The organism is Bordetella genomosp. 13 (genome assembly GCF_002119665.1).
In the GTDB taxonomy this organism is placed as follows: Bacteria; Pseudomonadota; Gammaproteobacteria; order Burkholderiales; family Burkholderiaceae_B; genus Bordetella.
Window position 1 is genome coordinate 4,858,397 of the sequence record NZ_CP021111.1, and the last position, 12,965, is coordinate 4,871,361.

At 68.9% G+C, this 12,965-nt stretch carries 13 protein-coding genes; 8 read left to right on the forward strand and 5 right to left on the reverse strand.

The genetic code is table 11. From position 1 onward, the window contains the following. The first annotated feature begins 186 nt into the window (after nucleotides 1-186). Nucleotides 187-1,485 carry a M20/M25/M40 family metallo-hydrolase gene (locus tag CAL15_RS21900; protein ID WP_086080423.1) on the forward strand — a complete coding sequence of 433 codons (1,299 nt, stop codon included), beginning with the start codon at nucleotides 187-189 and terminating at the stop codon, nucleotides 1,483-1,485. Nucleotides 1,486-1,500: 15 nt separating this feature from the next. Here CAL15_RS21900 and CAL15_RS21905 read toward each other — a convergent pair whose 3' ends face one another. Then, entirely contained in the window at nucleotides 1,501-2,394 is an 894-nt protein-coding gene (locus tag CAL15_RS21905) for a LysR family transcriptional regulator (RefSeq protein WP_086080424.1), read from the reverse strand. 140 nt (nucleotides 2,395-2,534) lie between these two features. Between CAL15_RS21905 and CAL15_RS21910 the strand changes: the two genes are divergently transcribed. Both CAL15_RS21910 and CAL15_RS21915 read left to right on the forward strand, forming a co-directional pair. Beyond that, nucleotides 2,535-3,092 (forward strand): GNAT family N-acetyltransferase, encoded by a 558-nt coding sequence (locus CAL15_RS21910; RefSeq protein WP_086080425.1) that lies wholly within the window; start codon nucleotides 2,535-2,537, stop codon nucleotides 3,090-3,092. Beyond that, nucleotides 3,089-4,282 carry an MFS transporter gene (locus CAL15_RS21915; RefSeq protein WP_086080426.1) on the forward strand — a complete coding sequence of 398 codons (1,194 nt, stop codon included), beginning with the start codon at nucleotides 3,089-3,091 and terminating at the stop codon, nucleotides 4,280-4,282. Before CAL15_RS21910 ends, CAL15_RS21915 begins: the two co-directional genes overlap by 4 nt. A gap of 16 nt (nucleotides 4,283-4,298) precedes the next feature. On the opposite strand, the gene queC is transcribed toward CAL15_RS21915, so the two are convergent. After that, nucleotides 4,299-5,045 carry a 7-cyano-7-deazaguanine synthase QueC gene (gene queC, locus CAL15_RS21920; protein WP_086080427.1) on the reverse strand — a complete coding sequence of 249 codons (747 nt, stop codon included), beginning with the start codon at nucleotides 5,043-5,045 and terminating at the stop codon, nucleotides 4,299-4,301. Between the two features lie 123 nt (nucleotides 5,046-5,168). Here queC and ppc point away from each other — a divergent pair, with 123 nt between their 5' ends. Then, nucleotides 5,169-8,018 carry a phosphoenolpyruvate carboxylase gene (gene ppc / locus CAL15_RS21925; RefSeq protein WP_086080428.1) on the forward strand — a complete coding sequence of 950 codons (2,850 nt, stop codon included), beginning with the start codon at nucleotides 5,169-5,171 and terminating at the stop codon, nucleotides 8,016-8,018. A 28-nt stretch (nucleotides 8,019-8,046) separates the two neighbouring features. Here the strand turns inward: ppc and CAL15_RS21930 are convergent, their stop codons facing one another. Further along, nucleotides 8,047-8,334: an addiction module antidote protein gene (locus CAL15_RS21930; RefSeq protein ID WP_086080429.1), complete on the reverse strand. Its 288-nt coding sequence runs from the start codon at nucleotides 8,332-8,334 to the stop codon at nucleotides 8,047-8,049. A gap of 5 nt (nucleotides 8,335-8,339) precedes the next feature. Further along, nucleotides 8,340-8,633 carry a type II toxin-antitoxin system RelE/ParE family toxin gene (locus CAL15_RS21935; RefSeq protein ID WP_086080430.1) on the reverse strand — a complete coding sequence of 98 codons (294 nt, stop codon included), beginning with the start codon at nucleotides 8,631-8,633 and terminating at the stop codon, nucleotides 8,340-8,342. A 266-nt stretch (nucleotides 8,634-8,899) separates the two neighbouring features. On the opposite strand from CAL15_RS21935, the gene CAL15_RS21940 reads away from it, so the two are divergent. Together CAL15_RS21940 and CAL15_RS21945 are read left to right on the forward strand one after the other, a co-directional pair. Next, entirely contained in the window at nucleotides 8,900-9,832 is a 933-nt protein-coding gene (locus tag CAL15_RS21940; RefSeq protein WP_086080431.1) for an FAD-dependent oxidoreductase, read from the forward strand. Nucleotides 9,833-9,877: 45 nt separating this feature from the next. Further along, on the forward strand, nucleotides 9,878-10,630 hold the full coding sequence (locus tag CAL15_RS21945; protein ID WP_086080432.1) for an SDR family oxidoreductase: 753 nt from the start codon (nucleotides 9,878-9,880) through the stop codon (nucleotides 10,628-10,630). A 72-nt stretch (nucleotides 10,631-10,702) separates the two neighbouring features. Here CAL15_RS21945 and CAL15_RS21950 read toward each other — a convergent pair whose 3' ends face one another. Next, entirely contained in the window at nucleotides 10,703-11,485 is a 783-nt protein-coding gene (locus CAL15_RS21950) for an IclR family transcriptional regulator (RefSeq protein WP_086080433.1), read from the reverse strand. 146 nt (nucleotides 11,486-11,631) lie between these two features. Between CAL15_RS21950 and CAL15_RS21955 the strand changes: the two genes are divergently transcribed. Both CAL15_RS21955 and CAL15_RS21960 read left to right on the forward strand, forming a co-directional pair. Then, nucleotides 11,632-12,321 (forward strand): 3-oxoacid CoA-transferase subunit A, encoded by a 690-nt coding sequence (locus CAL15_RS21955; RefSeq protein WP_086080434.1) that lies wholly within the window; start codon nucleotides 11,632-11,634, stop codon nucleotides 12,319-12,321. Then, on the forward strand, nucleotides 12,318-12,962 hold the full coding sequence (locus tag CAL15_RS21960) for a 3-oxoacid CoA-transferase subunit B (RefSeq protein WP_086080435.1): 645 nt from the start codon (nucleotides 12,318-12,320) through the stop codon (nucleotides 12,960-12,962). The genes CAL15_RS21955 and CAL15_RS21960 overlap by 4 nt, the downstream gene beginning before the upstream one ends. The last annotated feature ends 3 nt before the right edge of the window (nucleotides 12,963-12,965 follow it).

Below are 12,965 nucleotides of genomic sequence, written 5' to 3' on the forward strand. Positions count from 1 at the left end.
AATACGCCGTTCCTCCGGGATGCACGGAAGCGCCTGGGCCGCACTCCGGGAAATCCCACTACTGGCCGGGCCGATTGCGGCCTATCGTTGACAGGTACAAGCCCCGCCAGCGGACGCTCGGCCGCGCACGCCCGCGGCGCTCATCGGGCGGGCAATCCCGCTGCGCCTCATCCCAGGAGAATCGGCATGCACCGTCGATCCACAAACGTCCGCCTATCCATCCTGCACACCATGGCCGTCGCGCTGCTGGCGGCCGCCGCGGCCGTCACGCACGCGGCGCCGGTGGCCAAGGTGCTCGAAGCGGCACGCGAACAGGAGCAGCCCATGCTGGACACCATGCGCGACCTGGTCGGTATCGAGTCCGGCAGCAAGGACGTCGAGGGCGTCGAGCAGATCGCGGTCCTGGTGCGCGACCGCCTGCAGGCGCTGGGCGGCGCCGCGCACATCCTGCCGCCTACCGAGGTCTATCGCATGGACGACACGCCCGACAAGACGGGTCCCATGGTGCATGCCGAGTTCAAGGGCAGCGGCAGCAAGAAGATCATGCTGATCGCGCACATGGACACGGTCTACCGCAACGGCATGCTGAAGGACCAGCCCTTCCGCGTGGACGGCGACCGCGCATATGGATTGGGCATCGCCGACGACAAGCAGGGCGTGGCGCTCATCATCCACACCGTCGCGCTGCTGCAGAAGATGGGCTTCAAGGACTATGGCACGCTGACCGTGCTGATCAACGGCGACGAGGAAATCAGCTCGCCCGGCTCGCGCAGCACCATCACCCGCATGGCGGCGGATCAAGATGCCGTGTTCTCGTTCGAAAGCGGCGGCACGCAGGGCGACCTGCGGCTGGCCACCAGCGGCATCGGCTCGGCCTATCTCACCGTGCAGGGCCGGACCTCGCACGCGGGCTCGCGACCCGAGGGCGGCATCAACGCGCTGTATGAGATGTCGCATCAGGTGCTGCAGATGAAGGACCTGTCCAAGCCCGACGAGGGCCTGAAGCTGAACTGGACCGTGGCGCAGGCGGGCACCAACCGCAACGTGATCCCGGGCCAGGCGACCGCGCAGGCTGACGCGCGCGCACTGAAGGTTTCCGACTTCGACGCGCTGGAGGCGGCCATGCAGGAGCGCATCCAGAACAAGCTGCTGCCCGAATCCAAGGTCAGCCTGAAGTTCGAGGTGCGCCGCCCGCCGCTGTCGGCCACGCCCGAGTCGCGGGCCCTGGCGCAGCACGGCGCCGCCATCTATCGCGAACTGGACATGGAGCTGAAGGTGCTGGACCGCGCCACCGGCGGCGGCACCGACGCCGCCTTCGCGGCGCTGAAGGCGCGCGGCCCGGTGGTCGAGGGCATGGGCCTGTCCGGCTTCGGCGCGCATTCGAACGACGCCGAGTACGTGCAGGTGAAGACCATCGTGCCGCGTCTCTACCTGGCCGGCCGCATCATCATGGACATTTCGCAGGGCAAGGTGCAGGGGCAATAAATAAGCAGGGGGCGCTCAGCGTGAGGTACGCAGCGCCAGCAGCAGGTCGGTCACCTGGCGCAGGCCGCGGCTGACCGGTTTGTCGCGCCGCATCACCACCGCCAGTTCGCGCTGCAGCGCCGGCCTCAGCGGCCGCACGACCAGCCTGCCGCGCGCCCCCGCGCCCTGCACGGCCATGCGCGGCAGCACCGCGCATCCCAGGCCCGCGGCCACGATCTCCTTCATGGCCTCGGTGCTGCCCAGTTCCATCACCGGCCGCATGGCCACGCCCGCGGCCTCGAACCAGTCGTCGACCAGTCGGCGCGTGCGCGCGCCCGGCTCGAACAGCACCAGCGGCTGCCGCGCCAGCATGGCCGGTGTGGCGCGAGCCGGCAGCGATTGCTGGCCGGCGGGAAAGATCGCCACGAACTCATCGGCCAGCACGGGCGTCACCTGGAACATGCGTCCCGGCGCCGGCAGGGTCACCAGCCCGATGTCCAGGGCGTTGGCCTCGATGGCGCGCAGCACGTCGCCCGTGTTGCCGGTGCTGACCACCACGTCGAGATCGGGAAAGCGGCGCCGCAGGCCAGCCAGCATGGCCGGCAGCAGATAGGTGCAGGCCGTGCCGCCCGTGCCCAGCCGCACGCGCCCGCCCACGCCGGCGGCGTGCGACTGCATGGCCTGGTCGGCCTCTGCCACCGCGGCATCGATGCGCCGTATGTGCTGCACGAGTTCATGGCCGGCTGCGGTCGGCGCCACCCGGCGGCCCACGCGCTCGGCCAGGCGCAGGCCGTAGCGGCGCTCGAGCTGGCGCACCTGCTGGCTGACCGCGGGCTGCGTCAGCCCATTGCGCTCGGCAGCCGCTGAAAAACTGCCTTGCTCGATCACGTCGAGAAAGATGCGGAGATGATCCAGATTGAGTCCGCGCATGGCTGCCGGGCTGAAAGGGGAAAAGGACGGATGTCGAGAACAAAGTATTGCTTATGCATCGAAGAAGATGCAAAACCTTTTCTTATCCCGCGTCCGAGCGCACACTCGTGAAACTCGTGCCTCCCCCTCTTTTGCTCCTCATGACCGAACCAGAACGCCCCCGACTCATCATCCGCGACGCCCAGGAAACCGACATGGCGCGCATCCAGCAGATCTACGCGCAGCACGTGCTGCACGGCACCGCCTCGTTCGAGCTCGAGCCGCCGACGGCGGATCAACTGCGCCTGCGCCGCGACGATGTGGTGGCGCGCGGCATGCCGTACCTGGTGGCCGAGATCGACGACGCGGTGCGCGGCTATGCCTACGTCACGCCCTATCGGCCGCGGCCGGCCTACCGCTACACCGTCGAGGATTCCGTCTATATCGAGGCCGGCTGGGGCGGGCGCGGTATCGGCAAGCGGCTGCTGTCTGCGCTGATCGAGCGCTGCATCGCCGGCGGCTGGCGGCAGATGCTGGCCGTGGTGGGCGACAGCCGCAACGCGGCCTCGCTGGCCCTGCATGCAAGCATGGGGTTTCATCCGGCGGGCACGTTGCGCTCGGTGGGCTACAAGCACGGACAGTGGCGCGACACGGTGCTGATGCAGCGCGACCTGGGCGACGGCGACCGCGCGCCGCCCGAAGCGCCGATCGTGCCGTGATTCCCGCAAGCACCGTCGTGTGCCTGGGCCTGTCCCAGTTGCTGGCGTGGGGTGTGTCGTTCTACCTGCTCGGCAACTTCGGTCCAGCCATGCAGGCCGAGCTCGGCTGGAGCGCGGCCATCGTGTATGGCGGCCTGTCCGGCGGCATCCTGTGCATGGCGCTGGCCTCGCCGCTGGCCGGCCGCGCCATGGACCGGCTGGGCGGCCGCGTGGTGATGCCGGCGGGCGCCCTGCTGGTGGCGCTGGGCTGCGCGCTGCTCGCACTGACGCACACGCTGGGACTGTATGCCGTGGCGTGGGCCGTGCTGGGCGTGGGGATGCGGCTCACCCTGTACGACGCGGCTTTCGCCGCGCTGGCCCGCGCCGGCGGCCCGCGGGCGCGACGCGCCATGTCGCAGATCACGCTGTTCGGGGGGCTGGCGTCCACCGTGATGTGGCCCGTGGGCCAGGCCCTGGCGCAGGCGCTGGGATGGCGTGGCGCCCTGCTGGTCTATGCGCTGATCGCGCTGGCGATAACGCCGCTGTTCCTGGCGCTGCCGGCCGGCCGCTGGTCGCCCGATGGCGAGACGGAGCAGGACGGCACGCGGACGTGGGCGGCGGCCACGGCCGGCGATGTGCGTCTGGCCCAGGCGCTGTACGCCGCCATCGTGATGCTGGCCAGTTTCCTCACCGCCGGCAACGCCACGCATCTCATCGCCATGCTGCGCGAACTGGGACTGGCCGCGCAGTTGGCGGTGAGCGTGTCGGCATTGTGGGGCATCGGCCAGGTGTCCGGCAGGCTGGCCGAAGTGCTCTTCGGCGGCCGCATCGCGCCGGTGGCGCTGAATGCCGGCACGGCCGCGGCCTTGCCGCTGTGCTTTCTCGCCGGCCTGGGCGGCGGCCACATCGCGGCGGCGGCCGCATACGCGTTCTTCTACGGCGCGTGCAACGGCGTGCTGACGATCACGCGCGGCACCCTGCCGCTGGTGCTGTTCGATCCGCGCGCCTACGGCACGGTGACGGGCCGGCTGCTGGTGCCCGCGCTGCTGCTGACGGCCGCCGCGCCGCTGGTCTATGCCCAAGTGATCGAACGCTGGGGCGCGCGGGCCGCCATGCTATTGTCGCTGGCCTGCGCCCTGGCGATGCTGGCCGCTTCACTGGGATTGGCGTGGCGCTTCGGCATGCGCCGCATCGAAAAGACTGAATTCTAGGCGTCGTGACGCGCGCTCAGGCCGTTTGCCCGGCCTGCCACCGCCGCCATCCGGCGGCGCGCAGTTCGCATGCGGGGCAGCTTCCGCAGCCATATCCCCAGTCGTGGCGCGCGCCGCGTTCGCCCAGGTAGCAGGTATGGCTGTGCTCGACGATCAGGTCGACCAGTTCCATGTCGCCCAGGTCGTGCGCCAGTTGCCAGGTCTGCGCCTTGTCGCGCCACATCAGCGGCGTCTCGATGGTGACGCGCGTGCCCAGGCCCAGGCTCAGCGCCACCTGCTGCGCCTTGATGGTGTCGTCGCGGCAGTCGGGGTAGCCCGAGAAGTCGGTCTCGCACATGCCGCCCACCAGCACGTCCAACTGGCGCCGATACCCCAGCGCGGCCGCTAGCGTCAGAAACAGCAGGTTGCGGCCCGGCACGAAGGTGTTGGGCAGGCCGTTGGCCTGCATCTCGATCTGCCTGTCCGAGGTCAGCGCGGTGTCGCCCACCTGGCCCAGCACGGACAAGTCGAGCAGATGGTCCTCGCCCAGTTTGGCCTGCCATTGCGGATAGCGCGCGCGCAGCTCGCGCAGCACGTTCAGGCGCGCGTCCAGCTCGATGCGGTGACGCTGTCCGTAGTCGAACGCGACGGTCTCGACGTGCGCATAGCGATCGAGCGCCCAGGCCAGGCAGGTCGTGGAATCCTGCCCGCCGGAGAACAGGACCAGGGCGCGGCGCGTGTCGGGCGTGGGCGCGAGGCCTGGAGAAGATGCTGGCGTAGACATGGCCGCACTGTAACCCAGGCCGGGCGACCCGGCTGCGTACAATGCCCGCATCGCAACACGAGCACCACACCGCAGCGCCCACCTCCCCTCTTCTTCCTTTTCGACCGACGGATTCCCCCGCCCATGAAAGTCGTCCGCCCGCAGTCCGATGCCGCTGAAAACTCGCGCCACAACATCCGCCTGCTGGGGCGGATGCTGGGGCAGGTGATAGAAGCCACCGAAGGCGAGCGGGTATTCGACACCATCGAAACGCTGCGGCGCACCGCGGTGCGGTTTCGCCGCGAGGGCCGGGAGGTCGACGGCAAGGTGCTGGAGCAGCGCGTGCGCCGCCTGCGCGGCAACGATCCCAATTCCGTCGCGCGCGCGTTCAGCTATTTCCTGCACCTGGCCAACATCGCGGAAGACCGCGACCAGAACCGCGCGCAGCGCGAGCAGATGCTGGCCGATCCCGAGCCGCCGCGCGGCAGCCTGCGAGATGCCATGGCGCGCCTCAAGGCCCAGGGCGTGGGACCCGCGCGCGTGCGGCGCCTGCTGGCCGAGGCCTGCGTGATGCCCGTGCTGACCGCGCACCCTACCGAAGTGCAGCGCAAGAGCACCCTGGACGCGCACCGCGAGATCGCCGCGCTGGTGGCGCAGCGCGAACAGCCGCTTACCGAGGACGAGCGCGCCGAGCTGGACCTGGCCCTGCTGGGCCGCGTGGCCACCCTGTGGCAGACGCGCATGCTGCGCTATACCCGGCTGACGGTGGCCGACGAGATCGAGAACGCGCTGTCGTACTACCGCAGCACGTTTCTCTCCGTGGTGCCGCGCCTGTACGCCGACCTGGGCAAGCTGCTGCACCTCGACGGACCGCAGCGCCCCTTCGCCGCGCCGGCGGAGCCGCTGCAGCCCTTTCTGCGCATGGGCAGCTGGATCGGCGGCGACCGCGACGGCAACCCCAACGTCGACGCCGGCACGCTGGAACGCGCGCTGCTGCGCCAGGCCACGGTGCTGTTCGAGCACTATCTGCAGGAAGTGCACACGCTGGGCGCCGAGCTGTCCATCACCACGCTGCTGATCGGCGTCGAGCCGGCCTTGCGGCAGCTGGCCGACTCGGGCGGCGACGACTCGCCGCATCGCCGCGACGAACCCTACCGGCGCGCGCTGGTGGGCATTTACGCGCGCCTGGCCGCCACGGCGCAGCGCCTGACCGGACAGGAACTGGCGCGCCGCGCCACCTATCCGGCCGAGCCCTATGGCGACCCGCGGGAACTGGCCGCTGACCTGGCCGTCATCGCCGCCTCGCTGGCCGAGCACCAGGGCGCGCCCATCGCCCGGCTGCGCCTGACCGGGCTGCGCCAGGCCGTCGAGGTGTTCGGCTTTCACCTGGCCACGGTCGACCTGCGCCAGAGTTCCGACGTGCACGAACGCACGCTGGCCGAACTCTTCACCCGCGCGGGCGCGCAATGGCAAGGCAAGCCGGTGGATTACGCCGCGCTGGACGAGGACGAACGCGTGGCGCTGCTGCGCGCCGAGCTGGCTCATGCGCGCCCGCTGTTTTCGCCGTGGCTGTCCTACAGCGACGAGACCGCGCGCGAACTGACGGTGCTGCGCGCCGCCGCGGCCGCGCGCGATCGCTACGGCAAGCAGGCGGTGCGCCAGACCATCGTGTCGCATACCGAGACGCTCAGCGACCTGCTGGAAGTGCTGGTGCTGCAGAAAGAAGCCGGACTGATCGCGCCCGCGGGACAGGACCCGGCGCCTGAAGACGGCCTGATGGTGGTGCCGCTGTTCGAAACCATTCCCGACCTGGAGCGCGGCCCCGCCATCATGGCCGCCTGGCTGGCCCTGCCCGAGATCCGCCGGCGGGTGAAGCTGGCGCAGGCCGACACGCAAGAGGTGATGCTGGGCTATTCGGACAGCAACAAGGACGGCGGCTTCCTCACCTCGAACTGGTCGCTGTACCGCGCCGAGCGCGCGCTGGTGGACGTGTTCAGCAAAGCGAACGTGCGGCTGCGGCTGTTCCATGGCCGGGGCGGTTCGGTGGGCCGCGGCGGCGGCTCCAGCTTCGACGCCATCCTGGCGCAGCCGCCCGGCACCGTGGCCGGCCAGCTGCGCCTGACCGAGCAGGGCGAGGTCATTCAAAGCAAGTACAAGGATGCCGAAGTGGGCCGCTGGCACCTGGAACTGCTGGTGGCCGCCACGCTGGAATCCTCGCTGGCGCCCAAGGCCGAGGCCGCCAGCGCCGAGGATGCCCACATGGCGCAGCACGGCGCGGCCATGGACTTTCTTTCCGACCATGCGCGGCGCAGCTATCGCGACCTGGTCTACGGCACGGCCGGCTTCACCGATTACTTCTTCGCCGCCACGCCGATCAGCGAAATCGCCGGCCTGAACATCGGTTCGCGCCCGGCCTCGCGCAAGCAGGGCCAGCGCATCGAGGACCTGCGCGCCATCCCGTGGGGCTTTTCATGGGCGCAATGCCGGCTGATGCTGACGGGCTGGTACGGCGTGGGCTCGGCCATGCAGGCCTATGTCGAAGACGGCACGGAAGGCGCGCCGCGCACCCGCCGCGCGCGGCTGGACCAGTTGCGCGACATGGCGGAGCACTGGCCCGCCTTGCGCACGCTGCTGTCGAACATGGAGATGGTGCTGGCCAAGTCGGACCTGGCCATTGCCGCGCAGTATGCGCAGCTGGTGCCCAAGCGCGGTGTGCGCGAGCGCATCTTCGGCCAGATCCAGGCCGAGCATGCGCGCACGGTGGCCATGCTGCGCCAACTGACCCGCCGCGACCTGCTGGCCGACAACCCGGCCCTTCAGGCCTCGCTGCGCGAACGGTTCGCGTACATCGACCCGCTGAACTACCTGCAGATCGAGTTGATCAAGCGCCATCGCGCGCTGCTGGCCCGCGGCGCCGAGCCCGATCCGCGCGTGCAGAGCGCCATCCACCTGACCATCAACGGGATTGCGGCGGGGTTGCGGAATTCGGGCTGACGAGTAAGGCGGAAAGACGAGGACGAGCTCAAGCCGGAAGCTTGGCCGTCAATTCGATGCCCAGTGCTTTCAATACTGCCAGCGTGGTCTTGAGCGTGGGATTCCCGTCGGCACTCAATGAACGGTAGAGCTGCTCCCGCGACAAACCGGTATTGCGCGCGACTTCCGCCATGCCTTTTGCGCGGGCGACTATGCCTAGCGCCTGGGCGATGTATGCAGCGTCGCCGGTCTTCAACGCGTCCGCCATGAAGAAGGCGATTTCGGCATCATCGACAAGTGCCGTGGCGGGATCGTATGGCGTCAGCTTGGTTTTCATGGTGGTTACTCCATTTCTCCGACCATGCGCTTGGCCCGCTCGATGTCTCTGCGTTGCGTACGCTTGTCGCCCGCGCAAAGGAGGATGATCATGACATCGCGGTGGCGCTTGAAGTAGACCCGGTATCCTGGGCCATGGTGGACGCGCATTTCGAATACGCCGCCGCCGACCGGTTCCACGTCACCAGCCAGTCCGGCGGCCAACCTTGCAAGGCGTGCGGCGATAGCGGTGCGCGCGCGAGTGTCGCGCAAGCGATGCATCCAATCTTTGAAAGTGTCGGTCTGCAGGAGTTCGGTCATGCAGACCACATTAGTTTATAGACTACTCCTTGTCTCCTACCAAAACTAGTAGTTGCGCCGGCGGAACGACCATCGAATGGACACATTGCGGGTTGACTCTGTCCACCCACTGCAAAGCCAGTACCATCTGGATCGAATTCTATATACGCACAAATGTTCGTATATAGAACAAAAAGACTTTCTGGCTCGACGCACAGAAACGCCCGGACGAGACACCCGCTGCCTGCACGGCCGCGTTCGCTGGCACGAGCCTCTGCGAGCAACTCATGGATCAATCCTTAAGCCATATCGCCGTCATCGGCGCCGGCGGCATGGGCAGCGGCATCGCCGCCCTGTTCGCGGCGCGCGGGCTGGATGTCACACTGATCGACCCGGTGGACGGCGCGCTGGAACGCGCGGCGGCGGCCATCGAGCGCCAGCTGCGAGTCCTGGCGCCGGACGCGGTGGCGCAAGCGTGGGCCCGCATCCAGGAGTCGACCACGCTTCAGGCCGCCGCTGGCGCCGATCTCGCCATCGAGGCCGTGCCCGAGAAGCTGGACCTGAAGCGCCAGATCTTCACGGAGCTGGACGGCATCTGCCCGCCCTCCACCCTGTTCGCCACCAACACATCCGGCCTGTCGATCAACGCCATCGCCCAGGCCGTCGCGCGCCGCGACCGCTTCGTCGGCACGCACTTCTTCACGCCGGCCGACGTGATTCCGCTGGTCGAGGTCGTGCGCAACGACGCCACCTCGGATGAAACGGTGGCGCGCATCATGGAGGCGCTGCGACGCGTCGGCAAACGGCCGGTGCTGGTCCAGCGCGACATTCCCGGTTTCATCGCCAACCGCATCCAGCATGCGCTGGCGCGCGAAGCCATCTCGCTGTTGGAAAGCGGCGTGGCCAGCGCCGAAGACATCGACGAAGTGGTGAAGTGGAGCCTGGGCATACGCCTGGCCCTGTCGGGCCCGCTGGAGCAGCGCGACATCAACGGCCTGGACGTGCACTGCGCTATCGCCGAATACCTGTATGCCGACCTGGAAAACCGCACCACGCCCTCCGACCTGCTGCGCGGCAAGGTGCGCGACGGCGAACTGGGCGCCAAGAGCGGCCAGGGCTTCTACGCGTGGAGCCCCGAACGCCGCGAACACGTGCTGCGCGACAAGAGCGCCGCGCTGGCGGAGCTGGTGGAATGGCTCAATCGCCGCGCGGACTCTTGATGCCGCACCCGCACCGACTCCATAGAACCGCCTGAAGCCCCGCCCATGACCACCGCCCCCGCAGACCCATCCAGCAAGCCCACCGCCTACCTGGTCACCGGCGCCAGCGCGGGCATCGGCGCCGCCATCGCGCGCGCCCTGCTCGATGCGGGCCACCGCGTGATCAACATCGACTACCGGCTGCCCGACGATGCGCCCGAAGGACTGATATCGATCCAGGCCGACCTGACCGATCCCGCGCAGGCGGAGGCCGCGGCGCGCCGGGCGGTGGAATCGCACGCCATCATCGGATTGGTGAACAACGCCGGCGCCACGTGCCCCGGCACGGCGGATACGGCCACGCTGGCCGACCTGGACTACGTGGTCAACCTGCACCTGCGCACCGCGCTGATCCTGGTGCAGGCCGTGCTGCCCGACATGCGGCGCGCGGGCTACGGCCGCATCGTCAACATGGCTTCGCGCGCGGCGCTGGGCAAGCCCGAGCGCGTGGTGTATTCGGCTACCAAGGCCGGCCTCATCGGCATGACCCGCACGCTGGCGATGGAACTGGGCGGCGACGGCATCACCGTCAACGCCATCGGTCCCGGCCCGATCGCCACCGAGCTCTTCATGAAGAGCAACCCCGAGGGCGCGCCGCGCACCCAACGCATCATCGACAGCCTGCTGGTCAAGCGCCTGGGCACGCCCGAAGACGTGGCGCGCGCCGCCATGTTCTTCCTCTCTCCGGACAACGGTTTCGTCACGGGCCAGGTGCTGTATGTGTGCGGCGGCACCTCGCTGGGCGCCGCACCGATCTGAACAAAGATGGCATCGACGCGTCCGCCCCGCCGACCCGGGTCCCTTGCAAAGGGACGCGGATGGCGCGCGCGTTCAGCGGCGCCGCAGCGCCTGGTTGATCTGCCCGGCCGCATGGCGCAAGGGCGGCAGGAACGCATCCAGCATCTGCTCGCGCGAGTAGCGGTTGGCATGGCCGCTGACGTTCATCGCGCCGATCACGCGGCCGCCGCGGTCGACGATGGGCACGGCTACCGACTGCAGGCCGGGCTCGAGCTCCTGCACCACGCACGCATAGCCCTCGTCCCGCACGCCGGCCAGCACGCGCTTCAACTCGGCGCGGTCGGTGATGGTGGCGGGCGTATAGGCCTCGATGCGGCTGGCGGCCAGCAGGCCGTCCTGCTCGCGTTCGGACAGGCCCGCCAGCAGCACGCGGCCCATCGAAGTGACCCAGGCGGGCAGCCTGCTGCCCACCGCCAGGTTGATGGTCATCACCTTGTGCGTGGACAGGCGCAGGATGTAGACGATGTCGGCGCCGTCCAGCACGGACACCGAACACGATTCGCGCGTCGCCTCGGCCACTTCCTCCATGTAGGGCAGCGCCAGGTCCCACAGCGGCGTGGCCGACAGATAGGCATAGCCCAGTTCGAGGATGCGCGGCGTGAGCGCGAAGCGGCGCTCGTCCTGCTCGACGTAGCCCAGCTGCGCCAGCGTCAGCAGGATGCGCCGCGCACCGGCACGCGTCAGGCCGGTGGCCGCGGCCACCTCGGACAGCGTCATGCGCGGCCGCTGCGGACCGAAGGCGCGTATCACCGACAGGCCGCGCGCGAACGACTGCACATAGCTGTCGCTGGGCGGCGGAATGGCGTTTTCCACCATGAAGACTCCTGCGACGGGACGCGGACGCGCAGACGGGTCGCCCGCGTTCGCCCGGCCTTACCGGCCAAGAAAAGATGTTCTATGAAAGAACGGATGTTCGACTATAGAACGGAAATCATCACACCTTCCTCAAACCCGAGACACCCATGATCTCCAAAATCGTATCCAGTGCCGCCGCCGCCCTGGCGGACGTGCCCGATGGCGCAACCGTGCTCATCGGCGGTTTCGGCACCGCAGGCCAGCCCATGGAACTGATCGACGCCCTGCTCGAACAGGGCGCCAAGGACCTGGTCATCGTCAACAACAACGCCGGCAACGGCACCACCGGCCTGGCCGCCCTGCTGGCCGCCAACCGCGTGCGCAAGATCATCTGCTCGTTCCCGCGACAGTCCGATTCGCAGGTCTTCGACGGCCTGTATCGCAGCGGCAAGATCGAGCTCGAACTCGTGCCGCAAGGCAACCTGGCCGAGCGCATCCGCGCCGCCGGAGCGGGCATCGGCGCGTTCTTCACGCCCACCGGCTACGGCACGCCGCTGGCCGAAGGCAAGGAAACACGCGAGATCAACGGCCGCCACTACGTGCTCGAATATCCCCTGCACGCCGACTACGCGCTGATCAAGGCCGAGCGCGGCGACCGCTGGGGCAACCTGACGTACCGCAAGACGGCGCGCAACTTCGGCCCCATCATGGCCAGCGCCGCGCGCGTGGCCGTGGCGCAGGTGCGCCAGATCGTGGAACTGGGCGAGCTCGATCCCGAGGCGGTGGTCACCCCCGGCATCTTCGTCCAGCGTGTCGTACAGATCGATGCCCCCCGCGGGCCCCAGGAGCAGCAATGAGCAACCGACTGACCCGCGACCAGATCGCCGCCCGCGTCGCGCAGGACATCCCCGAAGGCGCCTACGTCAACCTGGGCATCGGCCTGCCCACGCTGGTGGCCAACCACCTGCCCGCCGGCCGCGAAGTCATTCTGCATACCGAGAACGGCATGCTGGGCATGGGCCCCGCGCCGGCCAAGGGCGAGGAAGACTACGACCTGATCAACGCCGGCAAGCAGCCCGTGACCGAGCTGCCGGGCTGCTCGTTCTTCCATCATGCCGACTCGTTCGCCATGATGCGGGGCGGTCATCTCGACATCTGCGTGCTGGGCGCGTTCCAGGTTTCCCGCCATGGCGACCTGGCGAACTGGCATACCGGCGCCCCGGACGCCATCCCCGCGGTCGGCGGCGCCATGGACCTGGCCATCGGCGCCAAGGACGTGTTCGTGATGATGGAACTGACCACGCGCGAAGGCCACAGCAAGCTGGTCGAGGCATGCACGTATCCGCTGACCGGCGTGCGCTGCGTGTCGCGCGTCTACACCGACCTGGCCGTGTTCGACCTGCGCGGCGGCGAGATCACCGTGACCGACTTGTTCGGCGACGCCACGCCCGAAAGCCTGCTGGCCCTGACCGGCTTGCCGCTGAAGTTCGCAAGCTGACGC